The following is a 22,606-nucleotide window of genomic DNA, read 5'->3' on the forward strand; positions in this document are numbered from 1 at the left end:
ACCAAATAAAACTGTGAATCTTACGTTAATTAAGTATAAGAAATGTTGCACAAAAAAACCTCGGCAATTTTGCAGAGGTTTTCAAATGTGAATATGGGTCTCAGTAATGAGATAAATTTCGACTAAGGCTCTAATTTTATAAAGTCTTCACTATTCAGCTTCTTAGTGTAGTCGACTGATGGTTGTGCAAAACCGTTTAGCTGCAAGAATTCATCTTTAAATCCTTGGTAATCACCTAGGGTTTGGAAGTTGTTTTCATCCATATTATCGAGCAACTCTGTCACATGAGCTTGCGTCTCTGGATCTAGTTCCCAGTCGTCCATTCGTATCAACCGCTCACCATCAAGCGGTACTTTGGATTGACCGTAGAGCTTAGTGCTAAACAGGCGCTGCATTTGCTCGATACAGCCTTCATGCGTCTGTTTCTCTTTCATCACTTTGTACAACGCAAGCAAGTAGGGGCTTAAGCCTGGGATAAATACACTTGCTTTGGTCACCAATGCCTTACATACCGTCGCATAAGCACTGCCACCAAAGTTAGCTAACTCAAGGTTAAGCGCATGGCTGGTTTGATGAAGATCGATTTTTGCGCGACCTAAAGTACCGTCTAGATAAATAGGATGTGTCACTTCAGGGCCAACGTAAGAAAAGGCAATAGTTTTACAACCAGGAGCGATAGATTCGGCATTAATGAGTTCATCTATCCAGCTTTCCCAGTCTTCGCCACCCATAACTTTGAGAGTACTTTCTTCTTCCTCAGCTGTTGCGGCTTCAAGGGTGTTAGTAACCCAGCTATCATTTTCAAGTGAGATGGTCGCGCCTGTCACGCTTTCGCCAATAGGTTTAATAGCAGAACGCCAAAACTCATCGGAACCAGGTTTAGGGCGAAGACCTGCAGCCAAGCTATAAATAACCAGGTCAACTTCACCTTCGAAGTAGGTTTCTATCGCTTCAACAACTTGAGCGCGTGTTTCTTTAGAGAAGGCATCACCTACGATATTGATAGCTGTGCGCTGTTCGCGTTCCGCTTCTTTTTTAAAGTAGATGTTGTTGTACCAACCAGCACTGCCAAGGGATTTCTCGTTGGGACCACGTTCGAATGAGACGCCAATGGTGTCGGCTTGTGCACCACCAAAGGTTAGAGCGATACGAGCGGCAAGGCCGAAGCCTGAGGAAGCGCCGATGATTAAGACTCGTTTAGGGCCATCTTTGATTTGCGGCGCACTCTTAACGAATTTAATTTGTTGCTTAACGGCTTCTTGACAGCCAAGAGGGTGAGCGCTTTTAGCTACCACACCCTTGATAACAGGTTCGATCAGCATAAATAACCTTACAGTTAACGGTGATATGCATTCAGGCTAACGTAAAGCTGTGTAAAATTTATTGAGCTAGACCATTAAAACTTAAAGATACTGATATAATTCTTCGGCGACAAATTCAGCAATCCAAGGTTGAGCTTCTGGTTTTGGGTGTAGCCCATCGTTCATCATCCACTCCGGTTTTAGAATGATGTGCTCTAGGAAAAACGGCAGCAGCGGCACATTTTGTTGATCAGCCAACGCTGCAAAGACGTATTCAAACTGTTGGTTATAACGCTTGCCGTAATTTGGCGGAATTTTAATTTGCATCATGATTGGTTTGGCACCAGCGGCTTTAACTTGTTTGATGATTTGATCCAAGTTTGAAGACATCAGCTTAGGTGGGAAACCTCGAAGACCGTCGTTCGCACCCAGTTCGATGAGAACCGTATCTGGAGCATGATCTTCAAGCAATTGTGGCAAACGAGCTAAACCGTTACCCGTTGTATCACCAGAAATGCTGCCATTGACCACGATCACCGCTTTGTCGTGTTTCTCTAGAGCATCTGGTAACAGACTTGGCCAACTCTGTTTGATATCCATGTTGTAACCAGCACTCAAACTGTCGCCAAGTATGAGTAACTTAGACTCTTGGTTTGGCGCTGAGTCTTGAGCAAGAGAAGCGGTAGAAAATAATACAAAGAACAAAAAGGAAATTAGTTGAGTCATGCATACATCCATCATTAAAGCAGAAGCTGTTTCCAAGACAGTGTCTACTAATCAAGAACATTTAACAATCCTAGAGCATGTCGATATTGATATTCGTGAAGGTGAGACAGTCGCGATTGTCGGCACATCGGGAGCCGGTAAATCGACCTTGATGACATTACTTGCAGGGCTTGATGTGCCTACAAAAGGCGAAATTCATTTGCTAGGGCAACCGTTATCTCAGCTTGATGATGAAGCGAGAGCGAAAATTCGAAGCGAGTCGGTTGGGTTTGTTTTTCAGAGTTTTCTTTTAATTCCTAGTTTGTCTGCACTACAAAACGTAACACTTCCATGTTTGCTGAAAGGCGAAGACGAAGATATAGAACGCGCAACAGCCTTGCTCGAATCGGTTGGTCTAAAAGACAGGCTCGATCATTTGCCATCTCAACTATCGGGCGGCGAGCAACAACGTGTGGCTTTAGCTCGCGCATTTATGATTAAGCCAAAGATTCTATTTGCTGATGAGCCAACGGGGAACTTAGACCAACAAACCGCAGCAAAAATCGTCGAATTACTGTTTGAGCTGAACTCTTCTCATGGCACCACACTGGTATTGGTGACACACGATCCTAAGCTAGCACAACGCTGCCAACGAACGCTTAAGATGCATGTCGGACAGATAGAGGAAGTCTAAATTGAACTCATCAAACGGACTGAACAAACGCCTGTTTTCATGGAGCATTGAAGAGATTCGACATGGTCAGCTATGGCCGGTATCGATCGCTTTAACACTGATCATTGCCTGTGTTTTTGCGCTATCAGCTTTGGCTGAACGCATGGAGCAGGTCATCGTAAAACAGGGGAAAGATGCACTTACTGCTGACAGTGTGTTCATCTCAGCAAACCCAATCCCACAACCACTGCTAGACACTGCGCAACTAGAGCAACTAGAAAGCTCTCAGTTAACCCGTTTCTCAACCATGGCATTTAGCGATAACTCGATGCAGTTGGTGACAGTTAAAGCGGTGGAGAGTAATTACCCATTACGCGGTGAGATGGTTCTAGAGGGTGCAGACAATGCATCGAGTAATCACGTTAAGCCCGGTGAGTTGTGGCTCGACGAACGCATTTTCGCGCAGTTGGAAGTCGAAATAGGTGACAATGTCACTATCGGCGACGCTGACCTAACCATTACAGGGCGAATAACTCAAGAACCGGGGCTAAGCTTTAACCCATTCCAACAGATGCCTGCGGTACTGATTCATAATGATGACATCGACGCGACAGGGGCTATTCAACCGGGAAGCCGTGTAAGTTTCAGACTGTTCTTAAACGGTGATGATGCAAAACTTAAAGCAGCTCAAGACAGTATCGAATTAACTCCAAGCGATCGTTGGCGTACGCAAGATTCAGCAAGCCGTACTAATGATATGTTTGAGAGCACCACTCAATACTTATCACTAACGGTCGCGATTGTCGTGATTATGGCAGCGACTACCTTGGTATTGACGTGCCAACATTATGTAGCGAGCCGCCGCAAGACCATCGCCATGCTGAAAAGTTTAGGCGCAAGCAAACCGTGGATCATTAAGTGGCTATCAGTACAAGTTTCACTACTGGTCGTTATTGGTGCCGTCCTCGGTATCGCGATTGGGATCGGACTAGAGTTTCTTCTTCGTATTCCACTTGGTGACTTATTGCCTTCTCCGCTTCCTAGCTATGGTATCGAGCCTGCTATTCTTGCCATCGTATCGAGTATTCTAATCGGTGTACCAGCACTTGGCATTCCATTGCTTGGACTAGTCAATACCTCGGCGATCAGCGTCATTCAATCAAGTCACAAGGTACAAGATAGCTATAAGAAGTTCGCGTTGTTGTTAGTGCCTATCATCCCAATGATGTTGATGTATGGTGATAACCTGTTGGTGTGGATTGTTCTTGCAGGAATCGTTGGCTTGTTCTTGATTCTCGCTTTGGTGAGCACTGTTGTCTTGCGACTGTTTAGTAAGTTGCCAACATCGACCTCAATGCGTTTGGCTATCAGCCGCATCAATCGCACACCGTTTGCGACGGGCATTCAATTTGGATCTTTGGCACTATCATTGATGCTGTTGTCTATCATCTGGTTGGTAAGGAGTGATCTGTTGTCAGATTGGCAACAAACCTTGCCCGAGGATGCACCGAATGCATTTGCGCTTAACATAGCCAGCTATGAGAAAGACAGTTACCTTGCAACTATTGATCAAAACCAAGTTGAACGCACGCAAGCATTCCCAATCATTCGTGGACGACTGACGACAATCAATGGTGTCGAAGCCTCTGAATACAGTGATACTTCAGAGCGTACCGACGCCCTCAGCCGTGAAATTAACTTCACTTGGGGCGAATCGCTACCAGAATATAATGAAGTACTTGAAGGCAATTGGACGCAAGAGCAGGGCGTATCGGTTGAATCTGATGTTGCCGAGCAACTAGGTTTGAATATTGGCGACGAGCTTGTTTTTACTATCAACAGTCAAAATGTATCAGCTAAGGTCAATAGCATCCGAAAAGTGGAATGGCGTGAAATGAAGCCAAACTTTTACTTCATTTTCACCCCAGACGTACTGAGCTCAATACCTTCTACTTGGCTGGTTAGCTTTAGGCTAGAAGATCAACACAATTCTATGCTCAGTGAACTCTCTCGGAACCACCCAACCGTAAGTTTGATGGATATCCGAGTGATGGGCAGCAAGATCCAAGAGCTACTCAAACAGATTGTTTGGTCTATTACCGTGCTGGCTGCACTTGGTGTTGTCGCTGGGCTATTACTTATTTTTACGCTGTTACGTCTTAGCTTATCTCAAAGACAACAAGAGATACGTTTGTATCGTACGCTAGGGGCAAGCAAGAAACGTATCCTCAACACCATATGGTGTGAATATGGATTAATGGCATTGGTTGCGGGATCAATAGCAGCACTCGGTTCTGAAATGAGTGTGGCCGGTGTGATGAATTTTGGATTTGAGTTAGAACCGTCACTGCATCCAATATTGTGGGTTGCTTTACCTGTACTCACTTTCATAACCCTCGCTGCTGTGGTTAACAGCTTAATCAAACGTCTATTAGCGCCTTTAAATAAGGATTTTGGATAGTTAAGATAGAAACGCTCAAATAGCTTGTTGAAGCGGTCTGATTGTGAATTTTTATACCAAGGTGCCAGCCAAGGATAGAAGCCACAGTTAGGCCGCTTTTTATTTAACCAGCGACCGGGTTAAATTAGGGATTGGGTGCCTTAAAATCGACATTTCTTAGCATTAAATGAAACCTAATGTGTCTTTATGTCGATTTAATAAACAGAGGTTAGTCCCTGTAAATAAAGGGTTTGCGCAACTTAGCGAGAACGTTATCAACAGTTATCCACAAAAACGGTGGATAACTTTAGGGATAAGTTAACATCTTTGTTTTACAAGTACTGAGACAGCCTTTGTGTGGCGTCACTTAGGACAAATTTGACTGTTAGAATAACCTCGAAATTAGGATTCGGAGTTATTGAGTCAAGAGATTATTTAAGTTTTTTACATAGATTCGAATATCAAGGAGCCTAAGACCTTGATAAAAATGTGTTTTAATTCGTCCTCGAACAAAAGTAGAATAGCGTCAGTTAATCTTATTCTACAGAACACGATGAACCACAACAAAACGGATATAAATCAAGCTTCTATTGCCATTGTTGGTGGTGGTATAGCCGGAACAACAAGCGCTATTCACTTCAGTGAGTTGGGTTTTAAGGTCACAATCTTAGAAAAAGGGCCGAGTTTGGTTAATGGTCCACCGATTTGCCACCTACACGCTGGCGGCAATTTGTATCGAGATATTTCTGTAGAGCAGTGTCTTCAGTTACTTACTCAGTCTATTGATACTGTTCGTCTGTTTCCTCACACGATCAATATTCGTCCTACTATCATTGCTGTACCACACAGTGATGGTGGTGACCCAATGGACTTGCTTCCTCGCCTCAAAATAATCAAAGACGCTTATGCTGAGCTTGTTAAACAAGATAAAAGCAACCAAGTGCTTGGTGATCCCGAGGAATACTATAAGCTCTGCAGCAAAGAAGAACTCATCGCGCTTGCTAAGAAAACACAACCACTGAAACCGACATCACTTGATGAGTGGTGCATTCCTTTTGCGAAGCATACCGACTTAGACACGCTTAAATATCCTGTCGCTATGGTTCAAGAGTACGGTTGGAGTGTATTCCGACTGTCTGCGACCGCTCAGCTCTCGTTGGGGCAACAAGCTAACTGCACCGTGCTGACTAACAGCCGTTTACAATCGGTTCAATCAACGGGGCAAGGTTGGTCTTTGACTTATACCGACGTTGATAATCAAAGTCGTAAACTAACCACTGATTATTTGATTAACGCCAGTGGCTTTGAGACCGGCATCGTGGATGACTTTGTTGGTTCGAAGCAGCAGCGACTCGTTGAGTTTAAAGCCGCTTACGTCACAGAGTGGCCATATTCCCAAGAATGCAAGGAAGAGTGGCCGGAGGTTATCTTTCATGGCCCAAGAGGCACACCGCAAGGCATGGCTCAATTAACACCATACGCAGACGGTGTATTCCAACTTCACGGTATGACGGAAGGGATCACGCTGTTTGAGGGCGGGTTAGTATCATCTTCGACAGACTCTTCTCAACCGCAGTTACCATCAAAACTGCTCAAGAAGATTGTATCTGGTTGGAGTGAAGAACAGCTCGAACTGAGAACACGTGCGGCAATTACACATATGTCGCAGTTCATTCCGAGCTTTAGTTCTGCTCAAGTTGGCGGAAAACCTCTGTTCGGCGCTCAACAAATTCCAGGCACAGACCCAAGCCTAAGAGCCTCAGATGTCTCTTTCTGTGGTGAACGCTATGCAAGGCTTGAAGTAGTAAAGGCGTCTTCAACATTAGAAGCTGCGCAGAAGGTGGCTCAACACTGGTTCAATATTCCAGAGTCTGACTCGATTGAAGAGACACATTCAGTGACAATGTCACTTGAGTTAAACGATATTGAAAACAAAGCGATAGGGTTAACCCAAGAACGTGGATACCCAAATGCGCTAGCGAAAGTTTCAGGCCAAGACCACCACTAAAACGAACAATCGGCTTACTTAGGTAAGCCGATTTTTTATTCTTTAACAGCCATAATTATCAACGGTGGCTGAAAGCTCAGTATCAATAGCCGAAGAACCTTGCCCACTGACACCACACGTCTTGCAACCCCAAACGGTCACCCTTACTAAATGAAATCTTATGCCCAGGCTTTGCTTGCGCTAAACGTGGCAAGTCAATTCTTGCGACACACCCGATCTTTGGATAACCGCCAATGGTCTGCCTGTCATTGAGCAGAACAATAGGTTGCCCATCTTGTGGTACCTGTATAGCACCTAGCGCAATGCCTTCGGATAACAGTGATATATCTGGAGAGTGAACCGATTCACCACTAAGACGATAACCCATACGGTTCGAGTTTTGGTCCACAATATAGGGTGAGTTGTAAAACGTCTCCTTGGCTGACTCTGAGAATAGCTCACTCTGGTAGCTCTCAATAACCCTTAAGTTAACCGGCAAATTGTAATCAGGTGTATAACGGAAGGTGGCACTAATAGGTTTAAAGTGCTTGGTGAGAGCTTGCTTAGTGAAAATTAATTGGTCTCCAACTTGGCAAGGCTCACCATCTTGAGTTAATCCGCCTATCTTTTCACGCGTTATTGTTGCACTGCTATTGAGGACTCTAGGAACAACGAAGCCACCCTTAATCGCGAGATAAGCCCTGAGTCCATTCTTCGGTAAGCCAAACGAAAGCATTTGCCCTTTAAACGCTTGAAATGTACTCCAGTTGGGTAAAGGTTTCCCATCCAAAGTTGCCTGTAAGTCACCACCACAAATCGCCATCTCACAGTCATCATTGACTTGCAGAGAACACTGACCAAGAGTGATTTCTAGCGCCGCTTGATTAACGGGATTGGCTAATAAGTGATTTGCCCAACTATAGGAGTAGTCATCTACAGGCCCCCCTTGTGTTAAACCAAGATGAGAAACGCCAAAACGTCCAAAGTCTTGAATTATACTTAAAGGCCCCGGCTTCACGATGCTTAGGCTCCCTTTATTGACTGATTTAACCATGGCCTACATCTCCTCCAAGCTCGACAAACTCTTGTTTTGATATTGCTTTGAAGCGCACAGAGTCACCCACATTCAGAAGAGAAAGTTGGTCGTGCATTTGGTTAGCCTGAGTCAACTGAGCGTGATCAAACAACGAAATAGGGCAATTACCGATGATATTCCATCCTCCTGGAGAATCTGACGGATAAACCGCAGTCTTTGAATCTGCAATTGCGATACTTCCCTTCGGGACACTGAGCCGTGGAGTAGAGTGGCGAGGTAAAACTAACTGTTCAACCACGTCTGACATAAAGGCGAAACCAGTAATAAAGCCAATAGCGCTGACACTGTAAGTCTGAGAAGTGTGATAGTGAATGATATCGTCCAGCGATAAACCTTTAGCCTGATATCTATCTAAATCAAGGGCCGTTTCGTTTGAGTAATAGGCAGGCAACTCGATAATGTTGCGAGTATTGTTCTTACTTGAAAATGTCGCCATTGCCTCTGTCAGTATCGACTTGAGTTGAGAAATAAAGTGCTCTTCCGAAATTCGGTAAGGCAGATAATCAACCAATATTGTGTTATACGCAGGAGTGACGTTCATCAATACTGTGGCTAAGCTCTGGCGAATAGCATCTGAAAAGTGGGCCATATATTGTGCATTGCTCTCGCTAGAGCCTGCGGGTAATGGCTGTAGTGTCACAAGTACACTGCATTCAGCAACAGGCTCGACATTAAGTTTTATCTCGTTTTTCGTCATTTGCTTTCCATACGTTTTATTCCAACTTCCGTGTTCATGCGTCATGAGTGTTTCCTCCTGTTCTTGTGTAGGGAGCAGAGGATTACGCCGCTATTAATTAAACGCGTTGAGATCTTGTCGGATTTTTCTAATGAGTGCGATGGATTGAGGATTGTCACCATGAACACAGATGGTGTCAGCTTCGATAGGTAGCCTTTCACCTTCAATGGTCGTGACCGAACCGTAATTAACGATCTGCATCACTTGGTTGTAGATATCGTCTTGGTTCACATACACCGAGCCTTTCTGCGAACGTGGCGCAAGGTGACCATTGTTTAAATAGGCTCGATCAGCGAATGCTTCGAACAAAAGGGGTAAGTCGTGATCATCAGCGATGTCTAAGTATTGTTGGTTGTCAGAAGAAGAGAGGATCATAAGAGGGATGTTAAATTCCGCGACGGCTTGCGCGACGGCATTAAATACATCTGTATTTGCCATCATATCGTTATAAAGCGCACCGTGAGGTTTCACGTAGCCGACACTAGTATGGTGATAACGGCACAGGGCTTGTAATGCACCAATTTGATAACAAACGAGTTCACTGATTTCGTCCATACTGTGGGGAATTGACCTGCGACCAAACCCAACGAGATCCTGATAACCGGGGTGGGCACCGATTTGCGTGTGATAGTGCTGGGCCAGTTTAATAGTCTTTGACATCACGTGGGGATCAGACGCGTGAAAGCCACAGGCGATATTTGCCATATCAACCCATTCCATGACCGATTCATCATCGCCCATCTTCCAGTTGCCGAAACTTTCTCCCATGTCGCAATTAAGTAAAATCTTCGTTGTCACGTGGTGCTAATCCTTTACGTTAAAGTTACTAATGACGGTCTTATAAATGCCATAAATAAACCGTGATCTAATTCAAACTTTAGATGCCGAAAAATCAACGGTATATCATTTCGTATATAGTTTAATTATTGATTAAAGGATTAATATCTATTTGTATATTAGGTGAGCACATGATATCCCGCCAGGTTTGCTTAGGACTAGCATTAACAACGCCTGTTTTTGTATTTGCTCAAGAAAACTCGCTAGATCAATTGATGTCAATGAGTCTTGAAGAGTTATCTATGTTAGATGTCGAAATGGAAACGGCATCAAAAGTGACGCAGAAACTCACCGACATTCCTTCCTCTGTCTATGTACTTTCTAACGAGCGCATACAACGTAGCGGCGCAAAATCTATTGCGGAAGTGCTAGCACTTGTCCCTGGGTTAAAAGTCACTAAGTTCAATGAAACATCGTGGTTTGTCTCAACACGTGGCTTTCATGATGGCCTGTATAACAAAATGCTGGTCATGATGGATGGCAGAAGCCTATTCAGTCCAGTCTATGGCGGAACGTATTGGAGCGATGTTGACTATGTGCTTGCTGATATCGAGCGAATCGAAGTACTAAAAGGGCCTGGAGGCACGATTTGGGGAGGCAATGCCGTGAATGGTGTGGTGAACATCATTACTAAGTCTGCCAATGATACACAAGGAACCTATCTTTCTGGCGTCGCTTCTAATACCGATAATTACGAGTTTAGTGTCCGTCAGGGCTTGAGCTTAAACGACAATGTCAATGCTCGAGCATTTTACAAGTATCGCGAAGAGCCACCGTATCGTGTTGGCGAATCTGAAAAGTGGAAAGCACAAACCGCGGGCATGGTGTTTCAGCCGAGCAATGTCGAAGAAAACTGGTCCTTACGCATCGGTGGTGAAAAGAGCTTTCATGAGTCAGAGTTATATAGCGTTCAATATGACCAAACAGGAGCGTTTGTTAGTTCGCAAGCAAACGACTTCGACAACAAAAGTCAATCTGCCTACATTCAATTTAACGACTCTCGTCACTTCGATGAAAATTCGACGCTCTCTTATTCCCTATGGGGTGAGTATAACGAAGACAATGCTCCGGACGCCCCAGGTAGCTATTCGACAATAGATTTTGATTCAACCTACATCAGTCAATTATCAGCCAATCATCAAATAACGCTCGGAGGTGGTCTCCGATACATGTACCTTGATTTCTCATCAAGCCGAGTTGCTGATGTAGATTGGTATAACCCTGATTACTACGGCCGTGCTTATAACATTGAATCAGCGAACGATTATATCGCCAACGCGTTTGTTCAATCTCAAATTCAAATGACACAAGCGCTTTCTATTACCATCGGCGCGAAAGTGGAACACTTCACCCAAAATGATTCAACAGAGATCTCACCTCAAGTGCGAGGTTTATATAAGGTAAATCCTCGTCATTCTGTATGGGCAGGGCTCAGCCGTGCGGTTGTTGCGCCATCTTATATGGATTCAAACTCCACATACTACTTCAACAGTTATTCAGCTGATTCTAACAACAGCTACCTAGATGTTTATAAGTCCAATGCGGACCTAGACATTGAGAATGTTGTAACGGCTGAGATGGGTTATCGCTATTCGAATAATGCAAATTTGGAACTCGATGCCACAATTTATCTCAGTGAGCACGACAACCTTCGTTTCCACAGTTATGACTCGACCGACATCCCTGCAAGCCATATTTATGTTGGTGCACTGTCTGATGACTATAAAGCCAAAACATACGGTTTAGAGTTAGGGGCAAGCTATCAACTCTCTGAGGACCTAACCAGTTACCTAAGTTACGCCTATGCAACGTTAGAAGGTGAAAACAAAGGCGGTGATCCTAAAGCCAGTCCGCAGACGAGCGTGTATTACGATATTGATAACGAACATCTCGCTACAGCACAAATTATGTGGAATATCACCGACAGCTGGCAATTTGACCTCATCGGTCAATACATTAATGTGAACTATCCTGAATACTGGACTGCCGCAGACGGAACTCAATATGAATGGCAGCAATACCCACATGAAATTACCTTCGATGCTCGTTTAGCATGGAAAAAATCGTCAGCAGCACCTTTGATAGAAGTTGTGATTGAAAATATTGGTAAAAGTAATGGTTATCAAGCCGAGCGAACCTCCCAAAAAAGTGTCAACCAAGAGTCGGTTTATGTGAGGGTTTCTCATGAGTTTTAATTGGGTTAGAGGCCAAATTACACTCTATATCTTCACACTAGTGCTGCTCATGAGTTCCACGACTACGTCCGCGGCTAGCTTTAAGTCGTATGAAGTCAAAGCCGTATATCTGTTTCGAATTGCCAACTTCATCCGTTGGAACGACGAAAGCACAATGGATACCGTCAACTTTTGTGTGATTGGCGACAAGAAAGTAAGTCAAGTACTCACAGAGATCACTGCGGGGAAGTCGATACGTTCACTCGCCATTAACGTTCAGCAATCAATTACGTCTCTGTGTGATATAACTTATTTTTCTGAACTCAGTAATAGTCAGTTCACGCGCAAGGATCATTCACCCCATACTGTAACGATAAGTGACATTCCCAACTTTACTGATATGGGAGGCGTTATCGAGTTAACACATATAGATAATAAGCTTAAGCCAAAGATCAACTTAGCTAACGCCAAGCAAGGTGAATACGTTATCGGCTCAAACTTATTACGTATCGCTATTGTGGAGGACAAATAATGCTGTCTTTCATTAACAATATGTCGATAAAAAACAAACTGATATTGCCAATAATCACCTTTATTGTGGTCACCTTTGTCACGATTCAATCAGTAAATTACACTGTCACTTTCGAAAGGGAAAAAGAGAGTCTCATCCAAAGAGTTAAGGTACTGGCTCAAGGTGTGGCTTATAACCTTCAAGCTGCAATACTATTCGAGGATAAATCGTCGGCTCAGGAGATCCTTTCTGCATTTGTCGCAGATAAAGATATTGTTCGAGTTAAACTCTATGACGTGAACGAACAGTTATTTGCTAGCTATCAAGCGAGCGATAAGACTATACCTAGACCAAATGCCGAAGAGCTCGATGATATCGCTGATCATCAGTTTGCGATCTCTGAAAGTTACATATTCCTGCTCGTTCCGGTCACTTTAGACGAAGCGGTAATAGCTAACTTGAGGGTGACGATATCAAAGGAAACGTTCAATACGATCTTAACCAACATCTTCAAAATCGCTATTGTCTACCTTCTGTTTCTTTTGATTTTGGGTGGTGTGCTCGTCAAATTGATTCAGCGCTTCATTATTGCACCTATGTTTGAACTCAACGAAGCAATGCAAGCCTTCGTAGAGCGACGTTCTGACCAACCTAAACTCGTTGCAAGTAATCGTGATGAGATAGGGGATCTCGTTCGTGCTTTCAATACCATGCAAGAAAGGCTGCAACATCGTGACAACCAAATCAATTTCACGCTAGACAAACTTCAAGAAGAAAAGTCCTTTGCGAATGAGGTGATTGAAACCGTTCAGCACTCATTGCTCGTCGTTGACGAAAAAGGACTGATTGTTCATGCGAATGCAGCCACTCGCGACATATTCAAATGTTCAGAGTCTTTCCTTGAAAACTTATTAATCCAAGATTTGATAGCAACCAAGCAAACAGGCTTCCTACAAGGCGTGATTGACTGCAATATCGAACTGAACGATGAGTTGTTAGAGACTACGGATCTTTTTCAATCCAAACGTTGGCTCCGTGTGAGTAGTCGTTCGTTGTCAAAACATGGCCGCATTCTTTATGCGGTGCAAGATGTAACGGATATCGAAATCGCGATGAGTAGCCAGCGTATTGCCGCCGGTGTGTTCGAAAACAGCAAAGACGGGTTAATCGTACTTAATTCATCGAATGTGATTACTATGGTTAACCCCGCAGTCACTCAACTCCTCGGCTATCATGCAGATTTGCTGGTGGGCAAAACACCGTTTGAAGTCTTTTCATGGCAACAGTTCTCGTCATTAATGCCAACCATTCGTAGCTCTTTAGAGAATTACGGGCAGTGGCAAGGAGAAGTGTGGGAAAAAAGTGCATCTGATGACTTAGTCCCAATGTTTGTCAAAGTTAACCTAGTTTCATCGGACGAAGAGAAAGATGAGTTTGATATGGTGCTGACGCTATCCGATCTATCTAACGTCAAAGAGATGGAAAGGCTCGAGTACTTAGCACATCACGACGCGTTAACAGGGTTAGCGAATAGAGCACGACTGTATAAGGTGATGGATGAAGTTGTTTCCTCAAGCAATTACGCCAATCAACAATTTGCCGTTATCTATTTGGATCTAGATGGTTTCAAACACGTCAATGACAACTACGGCCATGATGCAGGTGATGCCATCCTTAAGGAAGTATCAAACAGGCTGTTATCTCAAGTAAGAGCCGGAGATCTAGTCGCGCGTTTGTCGGGAGATGAATTTGTTCTTATTATTAAACAGACAAACAAAGTAATGCTAGCGAGGCTCGCTGAGCGCTTATTAACACTTATTGGACAAACAGTGCATCACAAACAGCGATCTCTCAATGTTGGGGCTAGTTTGGGTATCCACTTAGTCGATAACTCTGAGCATGACATCGACGCGACTCTCAAAATAGCCGACGAAGCGATGTATCAAGCGAAGCGCAAGGGTAAAGGTCAATTTGTATTCTCTGACGAAAATGAGTACCTCTAACAGTTTGTTAGCCAACCCTAAGTTGTTGTATCATAAGTGATATATTGAGTATTCATAATAAAAGGTATACTAAACATGAATGTTTTAGTTACAGGTGGCATGGGTTACATCGGTAGCCACACAAGTATCCAGATGATTAACGCAGGCATGACGCCTGTCCTTTTTGATAACTTATACAACAGCAAACCAAGCGTATTAGAGCGTATCGAGAAGGTATCTGGTGTTCGCCCAGTGTTCGTTGAAGGTGACATTCGCAATAAAGCTCTGTTAGCGGAAACAATGAAACAACACAACATCGAAGCAGTTATCCACTTTGCTGGCTTGAAAGCGGTAGGTGAATCTGTAGAGAAGCCTCTTGAATACTACGATAACAATGTTAACGGCACTTTAGTGCTTGTGGAAGCTATGCGCGAAGCGAATGTTAAAACGTTAGTCTTCAGCTCATCAGCAACCGTGTACGGTGATCCTGCAAGTGTGCCTATTACTGAAGACTTCCCAACCAGTGCGACGAACCCTTATGGCCGTAGTAAGCTAATGGTTGAAGAGTGTCTAACGGATTTCCAAAAAGCAAATCCAGACTGGAGCATTACGCTACTTCGTTACTTTAACCCAGTAGGTTCACACCCAAGTGGCGAACTAGGTGAAGATCCACAAGGTATTCCAAACAACTTGATGCCGTTTGTTTCTCAAGTTGCCGTTGGCCGACGCAAGTTCTTGTCTGTATTTGGCAGCGACTATCCAACCAAAGATGGTACCGGTGTTCGTGATTACATCCACGTAATGGATTTGTCTGACGGCCACATCGCAGCACTTGATAAAGTAGGGCGCAAAGATGGTCTTCACATCTACAACCTTGGTACTGGTAACGGTTCTAGTGTTTTAGACATGGTTAAGGCGTTTGAACAGGCAAGTGGTAAGGAAATCCCTTATAAACTGGTTGAGCGACGCGCAGGTGACATCGCAGAATGCTGGGCAGATCCTGCTAAAGCTCAGAAAGAACTTGGTTGGAACGCGACACGTACACTAACTGAAATGACAGAAGATACATGGCGCTGGCAGTCCACAAACCCTAATGGTTTCCCAGGCTAATCTAGTTGTTTCATGAATGGTTAACTTATAAAAAAATGCTCTAGGGCATCTTTTTTGATCTAAATCGAATAAAAAGTAAATTAGTGGTTAAAAAGTATCATTCTGTATTCATTGTGTTACTATGCTCGCGAATTATATGTTTAATGTTAATTTTCTTTGGAGTTAATCATGGAACTAGGCCTGATCATCACTTTCATCGTTGCTGCAGCAGTAATGGTTAAGAAAGAAATGGCAGAGAAGTAATTTCACTTTATTCCTTTTTGATACAATTTTTAGTGAAATTGAAAAAGCCAGCTTACAGCTGGCTTTTTAGTTTCTGTAGTTCAGGCTTGTAACGAATTAGAATTCGTATTTAGCTGAAATACCGTAGTTTCTCTCAGCTTGAGAGTTTTCTTTGTAAAGCTCATCATCGCCGCGAATGTCATTCCAACGGTAGTACTCTTCATTAGTTAAGTTGAACACACCACCACGAATCGTCAAATCTTTCATTGGTTTGTAGTAAGCCGTTAAATCAACAACGGTTGCGCTTGGAAGCTCAGCTTGACCAGCGTTACCCCCATTCTCGTCATCGAAGTTAATGTCTGACCCTGATTTATCAGCAGTGTAATTTAACTTAAGACTTGTACCCCAATTTTGGTTCGGTGCATCGTAGTTCAGACCTAATACAGCATTCCATGGGTTAACACTGTTTAGTGCATTGCCGTTTCCATCTTCACCTTCTGTGTATGAGGCAACAAAATGCGTCGAAATACCCTCTGGCGCACCCACTAACACATCCCAAAGCAACGTGTTAGAGAACTCAATACCCTTAATTGTTGCCGATTCTAAGTTAACGTTAGAGTAATGCGTTGTACCACCGACTTTTTTCGTTACTACGGTTTCAATGAAGTCATCGTAATCACTGTAGTAAGCTGCAATCTCAGACGATGAAGCCTGTGTATTGTGACGGTAACCTAGCTCGTACGAGATACTTGTTTCTGACTTAAGGTCAGGGTTCGGATCATTTACGTAACCGTGACCAGGGTTGTCGTATGTGTAGTAGAGTTCATCAAACGATGGCGCTCTAAAACCTTGGCTTATTTGACCGAATACAGTGCCTGTATCAGTTAGCTTATATGTTGTACCTAAACGACCGGTTACAGCAGAATCTGAGAAGTCAGTTAGAGATTCGCCAGTGTTTTTACCAGGGTCTGTAGAGAAGTAGTCGAAACGCACACCTGGAGTCACTACCAGCTTATTGTTCATTAGGCTGATTTCGTCTTGAACAAACAAACCAAACTTCTGCTCTTTCGCATCAGGCGTGTACACGTATAGCTGATCGTCAGTCGCTGGATCTGAGTTGTACTCCATATTGGTGTTGCTGATGTCGCTATGCGTATAAGTCGCACCATAAACTAGGTAGTGATTGTTAATCTCTTTGTCTAGTTGAGTCTCTATCTCAAGCTTATCTTCGGTGTAATCATAATCTTTGGTTTGAAGATTGTCGTTATTGGCAGGAACGTAAGGAGGGAAACCTGGACCTGCAGGTTTAAAGCGTTTCGTAACACCGTTCTCTTCTTTAGAAATGTACGATACTTTGCTCGTCACAGTGTCAGCAATCGCGCCGTCTGCAAACCAAATGTGCTTGATTGCGAATCGGTTTTGTTTAGTGTCATCTTCACCAGTGTAGCTATCATAACTAGAGTGATAGATGTCTGAATCAGAGGTATCTTTAATGAGCTCTGCTAGAAACTCAATGCGATGGCTTTCATTCAGTTGGTATTGAAGTTTTACCAATAGGTTATCTGCTGATGTGTCTTGATTTTCTACTGCGTAGTTCTCTAAATCGCCCGAGTTACGGAAGTTTTGAAGCTCTTCACCATCTCGGCGAGTATAAGCAACCAGAGTTTCTAAATCGCCAAAACGATTAGCTAATGCAACATGTTCGCTGAATGAGTTGTCTTCAGAAGAGTAGGAAAGCTTAGCTTGACCACCGAAGTCTTTGCCATCTTTCAAGAAATCCGAAGGATCTTTAGTTTCAAAAGCAACAACACCGCCAATTGCGTCACTTCCGTGTAAACTTGAAGCAGCACCTTTGATGATTTCGACACTTTTTAACATATCAGGGTCGATAGAAATACCGCTAGAATTAATGAAGGCGTAAGGACCACCATCAAATGAACCAGGTTGCGATGAACCATCTACTAGAATCTTAACGCGTTTACCTTCCATGCCACGGATATTAATCGTTTGGGCACCTTGGCGAGAGCTTGAGTCCATCGTAACGCCTGGCGTGTATTCGAAGATCTCATTAACGTCTTTTGCCATATTCTCTTCGATTTGCTTGTCAGAGATGACGGTGACAGAAGCAGCAGTATTGATAAGTGTTTGATTCGTACGAGTCGAAGATACAACAACCTCGTCAAATAGGGCATAATCTTCAGCTAGGGCTGAGGTTGATGAAAGCGCTAAAACGATTGAAGCAGAGAGTAGGGATTGCTTATACATCTGATAGTTACCTTAATTCCATAGTATTATCTTGATTTCGCGGAAGATAATATTGGATCTAAATGATAATTACTATTATTTGCATTTCAATTTATTTGTACTTTTGTCATTAAAAGCTCGCTTAAACCGTATAACTCATTGTATTAAAAGACCTTTAATGGTTCCATTTATCTGGTGAATGCTTCCATTTTTGTGATTAACCTCTCATTTATAAAGTAGGAAACTGATGCATAGCCCAATAACACTTGAAGCGTTACACATCCTAGACGCCATCGACAGACGTGGAAGTTTCGCTGCTGCGGCCAATGAAATGGACCGCGCGCCTTCATCACTCAGTTACCAAATTCAAAAGCTTGAACAAGATTTAGATATCATGATTTTTGACCGCTCTGGCCATCGTGCAAACTTTACAGAGGCGGGTCAGTTGATACTTGAACAAGGTAGAGTGATCCTTGGTGCGACAGAAAGGCTCGTCAACGAAGCCAGCATTCTAGCTAATGGATGGGAGTTGGATTTAACCATCGCTTTTGATGGCATTATCCCAATTGCTAATTTCTTCCCACTTGTTGATGAACTAGGAAAAATCAGTAAAACGCGTGTTCGTTTACAAGAGGAGATCTTAGCGGGATGTTGGGAGTCACTGTCAGATGGCCGCGCCGACCTTCTTGTTTGCCCGAAAGTCGACACCATTCCGAATGACCTAAAAAGTGACGTGATTGGTAAAATGGAAATGGTGTGGGTAGCAGCATCCAATCATTACGTTCACAGGCGTTCTGGCGATTTTGACCAAAAGGCTAGGGAAAGTTACAGGGTGATTGCGATCGCAGATACGGCACGTGATCAGCCAGCATTAAGCATCAATATATTAGAGAAGCAGCCGCGTTTAACGGTGACGAGCTTTCCGGCAAAAGTCGAAGCATTAACCAGCGGGTTAGGTATTGGTACATTACCTTGTAGTGTTGCTAATCCACTAATTGAATCTGGTGTTTTAAAGCAAATCGCAGGTACTGAGCCCCAGCCAATCGACATCGTTATGGCTTGGCGACGCAATAAAATGGGTGACGCCAAATCATGGTGCATCCAACACCTTAAAAAAACATGGTCACTCAAGTAACGGAAGCACCATATCTGCTGTGCCGTCTTCAAAACAGATATCTAGCTTGAAACCAAGTTTTTGAGCTAGTGTCAGCATTCCTCTATTAGTTGGCATCGTCATTCCCGACATCTGTTTAGTCTGCTTGGCACGGCAGTAATCAATAACCTTAGTCATTAGAATTCGACCTAAACCTACACCTTTAAGATCAGAACGAATCAATATCGCGAATTCGGCATCCGTGTTCTCTGGGTTGATCAGAGCCCGAGACACGCCAATGATTGCAGGTGCACCTTGTTCTTCACGCACCACAACAAAAGCAATCTCTCTATCGAAATCAATCTGAGTGAAATTGGCTAACGCTTCATGATTGAATTCACCCACATCACTAAAGAAGCGTTTATAGAGATCCTCTTTAGAGACTCGATTAATGAAGTCGGCATGAAGTGGTTCATCTTCAGGAAGAATAGGGCGTAGTAACACTTCTGTGCCATCTTTTAACTGGATACGTTCCTCAAGCTCTACAGGGTAAGGGCGAATCGCTAGTCTTTCTTGCGGATCTCCCTCGTATGCTTTCAATATGATATCGGCATCCAGTATCGTGAACTTATCGCCATTCGCAAGCACTGGGTGTATATCCAGGTCGTATATTTCAGGGCAGTCAACCACCATTTGAGAAATACGAACTAGCAACTCAGACAAGCCTTCTATATCAATAGGATTAGGGAGCTTTTGTAGGCGAATCTTGCCACTCTTTATCGCTCGAATGATCAAGTAACGAGCCAGTGTCATATTAAGCGGTGGGAAAGCAGCTGCCGCGTCAATCGACTCATCCCATTCGGAACCGCCTTGACCTAGTAGAATAATAGGACCGAATGTTTCATCGGTTGTCACCTTAACGCGAAGCTCTTGTCCGCCAGCCAGTTTCGCCATACCTTGAACCAGCAAGCCATGAATATGCGCAGTAGGGAACGATAACTGAGAGCGATCCAAAATCGCTTGTGCCGCATTTGCGACCTCATTACTGTTTCTTAAATTAAGCATTACGCCTTGAACGTCAGACTTGTGCGCAATGTCTGGTGAACGGAGTTTGACTGCAACGGGATAGCCAATGGTTTCTGCAATATGCACCGCTTCACTGGGGTCAGAAGCGATCCAAGTAGGTAACACATCCAAGTTGAAGTGTTTGAAAAACTGACTGTTTTGATGGGTATCAAGGCTAACTGTTTCTTTATCCAGTAGTTGGCGTTCTATCCAATTTCTCGCATCCGCTAAGTCTTCAATATGGACTTTCTCAGCCGTAGTTGGCGTCTCCATAAGCTGACGTTGGTTGCGTCGGTACTCAACCAGGTGCATGAATGCAACTACTGAGCTTTCCGGCGTTCGATAGGTTGGAATACCAGCCTCTGTGAACAACTTTCTAGCAGGCCTTGCCGTCAGTTCACCGGACCAATTGGTAAGAATATTGAATCGCTTGTGGCGAGGATGCTTTTTAATCGCGTCGATAATGCGCTCTGCAGTTTGAGCAGAATGTGCGATGGCAGAAGGGCTATGCATGATGAGAATGGCATCCGCTTCATCACCATCAAGTAGTGTGTTGATAGTATCGATATAACGCTGATCACCCGCATCACCAACAATATCGATAGGATTGCTATGTGACCAGCTTGAAGGTAACACCTTATTGAGTTTTTCGCGCGTCTCTTCCGATAACTCAGCGAGTTTGCCGCCACGTTCGAATAACGTATCAACAGCCATAATCGCAGGGCCACCACCATTCGTGACAATCGCTAGTCGCTCTCCCCGTAATGGGACCGAGTGAGTTAGGGTTTCTACCGCAGCAAACAGTTCATGCAAGTTTTTAACTCGCAACATGCCACTACGACGAATAGCAGAGTCGTAAATAATGTCGAGCGTATCTGCACCACCAGTATGTGCCATTGCTGCTGCTCGGCCTTTGGCGGTTCGGCCACCTTTTAATACTAGTATTCTCCGGTTACGTGAAGCTGCACGGGCAGCCGAAATGAAGCGTCTGGCGTCTTTAATGCTATCTACATAAAGCAATATAGCTTCGGTGTGAGAGTCGGTACTCAGGTAATCCAATAGTTCAGAAAACTCGATATCCGTGCCGTTACCGATTGAGATAAATGCAGAGAAACCGATCTCTTTATCATTCGCCCAATCAAGTATCGTGGTGCACACTGCTGCAGATTGAGAAACAAACGCAATCTTGCCGGGCAGTGCGGTCACAGGAGAGAATGAGGCATTGAGATTAAGCCAAGGAATGATCACACCTAAGCTGTTTGAGCCAAGCATCCTTATGTTGTGCTTTTTCGCGATCGCTAGGCATCTTGAGTCGTACGTTTCACCGTTATCACTCGGCTGTTGCATGTCTGAAGACAGAACAATGACAGACGCAATGCCTTTCTCCGCTAACTCCTCAAAGATCGCTATATTGCGAGTCGCGTTGGTACATAGAATCGCTAGATCAGGGACGATCGGTAGCGACAAAATGTTTTTGTAGGAAAGTACACCCGCCACCGAATCGTATTTGGGCGTAACTGGCATTACCGCCCCCTTAAAATCCCCATGCAACAGATTATTCATAACAATGTAGCCTGCTCGGTTTTCTCGCTGAGAAGCGCCAACAACAGCAATCGAACGGGGTTTCAGTAGGGGATCAAGATGATTCATAGACATATCCTAGCAATGCACGTAAGTTCATCGTAACTTACTTTTCGATGACAGGTTGATGGCAAATTCACCGAATTAAGATGAATAAGCAAACACTGCATTAAGTTTGTGAAATAGGTCACCCACTAATGGTGTATAATCTCAAAGTTAACTTGATTCTAAACCGACGTATCGGCATGATTTATAGTAATTATTATTAAGGATATAGAGCTTTCCATGAAAAAAATTGCAATTGCGACTTTGCCACTGCTCTTGGCTGCGTGTGTATCTGAAAACTACATCACGGATGTGACTTCAGATAGTTATCAAGAAGAGTACAAAACTGCCAAAGTTGAAGCTCCAGTTGTGTCTCAATCACAGCAATCAGGCGTTGTTGAAGAGAATGTTGTTAACGTTATCAGAACAGAACCTGTTGAGCAGAAAGTCACTCAAACAACTCAGGCTAAGCCAGTTGCGGCAGTGAAAGGTCCAACTAAGAAACAACAAGACATGAACCAGCGTTTTGGTTACACAGTTCAAGTTGTTGCGGTTGGCAGTCAAAGTAAAGTCGACTCTTTCGTGAAAATGCTACCAACGACTTCTCAACCAGTTTGGGAAAACTACAAGATGGTTAATGGCACTAAGTGGTTCACAGTACTTTACGGTGACTACGCAACACGTTTAGAAGCAAAAAAGGCTATCTCAACACTACCTAGTTCACTTAAAAACTTGAAGCCATTCGTGAAGAGTATTGATGACATCAAAAACTCTGAATACCCAAAGCTTAACAAGTTAAACTAG

Annotated in this window: 16 protein-coding genes; 9 read left to right on the forward strand and 7 right to left on the reverse strand. The window is 43.7% G+C overall.

Annotation, left to right across the window (positions count from 1 at the left end; translation table 11 throughout):
- Positions 1 to 122: 122 nt before the first annotated feature.
- Both fabV and L1D55_RS03120 read right to left on the reverse strand, forming a co-directional pair.
- Complete coding sequence (gene fabV / locus L1D55_RS03115) at positions 123 to 1,322, reverse strand: enoyl-ACP reductase FabV (RefSeq protein WP_239916480.1); 1,200 nt, start codon at positions 1,320 to 1,322, stop codon at positions 123 to 125.
- An 81-nt stretch (positions 1,323 to 1,403) separates the two neighbouring features.
- Positions 1,404 to 2,027 (reverse strand): arylesterase, encoded by a 624-nt coding sequence (locus tag L1D55_RS03120; protein WP_239916481.1) that lies wholly within the window; start codon positions 2,025 to 2,027, stop codon positions 1,404 to 1,406.
- Here L1D55_RS03120 and L1D55_RS03125 point away from each other — a divergent pair.
- From L1D55_RS03125 to L1D55_RS03135, 3 genes are all read left to right on the forward strand, one after another.
- Positions 2,026 to 2,700, forward strand: coding sequence for an ABC transporter ATP-binding protein (locus L1D55_RS03125; protein ID WP_004738017.1), 675 nt, complete (start codon positions 2,026 to 2,028; stop codon positions 2,698 to 2,700). The genes L1D55_RS03120 and L1D55_RS03125 overlap by 2 nt on opposite strands.
- 1 nt (position 2,701) lies before the next feature.
- Positions 2,702 to 5,140: an ABC transporter permease gene (locus tag L1D55_RS03130; RefSeq protein ID WP_239916482.1), complete on the forward strand. Its 2,439-nt coding sequence runs from the start codon at positions 2,702 to 2,704 to the stop codon at positions 5,138 to 5,140.
- Between the two features lie 532 nt (positions 5,141 to 5,672).
- Positions 5,673 to 7,127, forward strand: a complete 1,455-nt coding sequence (locus L1D55_RS03135) for an FAD-dependent oxidoreductase (RefSeq protein WP_239916483.1) — start codon at positions 5,673 to 5,675, stop codon at positions 7,125 to 7,127.
- Between the two features lie 82 nt (positions 7,128 to 7,209).
- Here the strand turns inward: L1D55_RS03135 and L1D55_RS03140 are convergent, their stop codons facing one another.
- The 3 genes from L1D55_RS03140 to L1D55_RS03150 all read right to left on the reverse strand — a co-directional run bounded on the left by L1D55_RS03140 (position 7,210) and on the right by L1D55_RS03150 (position 9,736).
- On the reverse strand, positions 7,210 to 8,160 hold the full coding sequence (locus L1D55_RS03140; protein ID WP_239916484.1) for a biotin-dependent carboxyltransferase family protein: 951 nt from the start codon (positions 8,158 to 8,160) through the stop codon (positions 7,210 to 7,212).
- Positions 8,153 to 8,899, reverse strand: coding sequence for a carboxyltransferase domain-containing protein (locus tag L1D55_RS03145; protein WP_239916485.1), 747 nt, complete (start codon positions 8,897 to 8,899; stop codon positions 8,153 to 8,155). Before L1D55_RS03145 ends, L1D55_RS03140 begins: the two co-directional genes overlap by 8 nt.
- A gap of 93 nt (positions 8,900 to 8,992) precedes the next feature.
- Positions 8,993 to 9,736 carry a 5-oxoprolinase subunit PxpA gene (locus L1D55_RS03150; protein WP_239916486.1) on the reverse strand — a complete coding sequence of 248 codons (744 nt, stop codon included), beginning with the start codon at positions 9,734 to 9,736 and terminating at the stop codon, positions 8,993 to 8,995.
- A gap of 170 nt (positions 9,737 to 9,906) precedes the next feature.
- Between L1D55_RS03150 and L1D55_RS03155 the strand changes: the two genes are divergently transcribed.
- The 4 genes from L1D55_RS03155 to galE all read left to right on the forward strand — a co-directional run bounded on the left by L1D55_RS03155 (position 9,907) and on the right by galE (position 15,552).
- Complete coding sequence (locus tag L1D55_RS03155; RefSeq protein WP_239916487.1) at positions 9,907 to 11,970, forward strand: TonB-dependent receptor; 2,064 nt, start codon at positions 9,907 to 9,909, stop codon at positions 11,968 to 11,970.
- A gap of 49 nt (positions 11,971 to 12,019) precedes the next feature.
- Positions 12,020 to 12,481 carry a YfiR family protein gene (locus L1D55_RS03160; protein ID WP_239916488.1) on the forward strand — a complete coding sequence of 154 codons (462 nt, stop codon included), beginning with the start codon at positions 12,020 to 12,022 and terminating at the stop codon, positions 12,479 to 12,481.
- A complete protein-coding gene (locus tag L1D55_RS03165) occupies positions 12,481 to 14,463 on the forward strand; it encodes a diguanylate cyclase (protein WP_239916489.1) in 1,983 nt (660 codons plus the stop codon). The genes L1D55_RS03160 and L1D55_RS03165 overlap by 1 nt, the downstream gene beginning before the upstream one ends.
- A 75-nt stretch (positions 14,464 to 14,538) precedes the next feature.
- A complete protein-coding gene (gene galE / locus L1D55_RS03170) occupies positions 14,539 to 15,552 on the forward strand; it encodes a UDP-glucose 4-epimerase GalE (RefSeq protein WP_239916490.1) in 1,014 nt (337 codons plus the stop codon).
- Between the two features lie 339 nt (positions 15,553 to 15,891).
- Here galE and L1D55_RS03175 read toward each other — a convergent pair whose 3' ends face one another.
- Positions 15,892 to 18,039, reverse strand: a complete 2,148-nt coding sequence (locus L1D55_RS03175) for a TonB-dependent hemoglobin/transferrin/lactoferrin family receptor (protein ID WP_239916491.1) — start codon at positions 18,037 to 18,039, stop codon at positions 15,892 to 15,894.
- A 226-nt stretch (positions 18,040 to 18,265) separates the two neighbouring features.
- Between L1D55_RS03175 and L1D55_RS03180 the strand changes: the two genes are divergently transcribed.
- Complete coding sequence (locus L1D55_RS03180) at positions 18,266 to 19,153, forward strand: LysR family transcriptional regulator (RefSeq protein ID WP_239916492.1); 888 nt, start codon at positions 18,266 to 18,268, stop codon at positions 19,151 to 19,153.
- On the opposite strand, the gene L1D55_RS03185 is transcribed toward L1D55_RS03180, so the two are convergent.
- Complete coding sequence (locus L1D55_RS03185; RefSeq protein WP_239916493.1) at positions 19,142 to 21,826, reverse strand: bifunctional acetate--CoA ligase family protein/GNAT family N-acetyltransferase; 2,685 nt, start codon at positions 21,824 to 21,826, stop codon at positions 19,142 to 19,144. The genes L1D55_RS03180 and L1D55_RS03185 overlap by 12 nt on opposite strands.
- A 216-nt stretch (positions 21,827 to 22,042) precedes the next feature.
- On the opposite strand from L1D55_RS03185, the gene L1D55_RS03190 reads away from it, so the two are divergent.
- Complete coding sequence (locus tag L1D55_RS03190) at positions 22,043 to 22,606, forward strand: SPOR domain-containing protein (protein WP_239916494.1); 564 nt, start codon at positions 22,043 to 22,045, stop codon at positions 22,604 to 22,606.

Origin of the sequence: Vibrio sp. Isolate22 (assembly GCF_022398115.1) — a bacterium.
Lineage (GTDB): Bacteria > Pseudomonadota > Gammaproteobacteria > Enterobacterales > Vibrionaceae > Vibrio.

Bases quoted from the DNA above. Each gene is read 5' to 3' on its own strand.
- L1D55_RS03185 (WP_239916493.1), bottom strand. From the start codon at position 21,826: ATGAATCATCTTGATCCCCTACTGAAACCCCGTTCGATTGCTGTTGTT.
- L1D55_RS03145 (WP_239916485.1), bottom strand. From the start codon at position 8,899: ATGACGAAAAACGAGATAAAACTTAATGTCGAGCCTGTTGCTGAATGC.
- L1D55_RS03175 (WP_239916491.1), bottom strand. From the start codon at position 18,039: ATGTATAAGCAATCCCTACTCTCTGCTTCAATCGTTTTAGCGCTTTCA.
- L1D55_RS03140 (WP_239916484.1), bottom strand. From the start codon at position 8,160: ATGGTTAAATCAGTCAATAAAGGGAGCCTAAGCATCGTGAAGCCGGGG.
- L1D55_RS03120 (WP_239916481.1), bottom strand. From the start codon at position 2,027: ATGACTCAACTAATTTCCTTTTTGTTCTTTGTATTATTTTCTACCGCT.
- L1D55_RS03180 (WP_239916492.1), top strand. From the start codon at position 18,266: ATGCATAGCCCAATAACACTTGAAGCGTTACACATCCTAGACGCCATC.
- fabV (WP_239916480.1), bottom strand. From the start codon at position 1,322: ATGCTGATCGAACCTGTTATCAAGGGTGTGGTAGCTAAAAGCGCTCAC.
- L1D55_RS03125 (WP_004738017.1), top strand. From the start codon at position 2,026: ATGCATACATCCATCATTAAAGCAGAAGCTGTTTCCAAGACAGTGTCT.
- L1D55_RS03155 (WP_239916487.1), top strand. From the start codon at position 9,907: ATGATATCCCGCCAGGTTTGCTTAGGACTAGCATTAACAACGCCTGTT.
- L1D55_RS03160 (WP_239916488.1), top strand. From the start codon at position 12,020: ATGAGTTCCACGACTACGTCCGCGGCTAGCTTTAAGTCGTATGAAGTC.
- L1D55_RS03165 (WP_239916489.1), top strand. From the start codon at position 12,481: ATGCTGTCTTTCATTAACAATATGTCGATAAAAAACAAACTGATATTG.
- L1D55_RS03135 (WP_239916483.1), top strand. From the start codon at position 5,673: ATGAACCACAACAAAACGGATATAAATCAAGCTTCTATTGCCATTGTT.
- galE (WP_239916490.1), top strand. From the start codon at position 14,539: ATGAATGTTTTAGTTACAGGTGGCATGGGTTACATCGGTAGCCACACA.
- L1D55_RS03190 (WP_239916494.1), top strand. From the start codon at position 22,043: ATGAAAAAAATTGCAATTGCGACTTTGCCACTGCTCTTGGCTGCGTGT.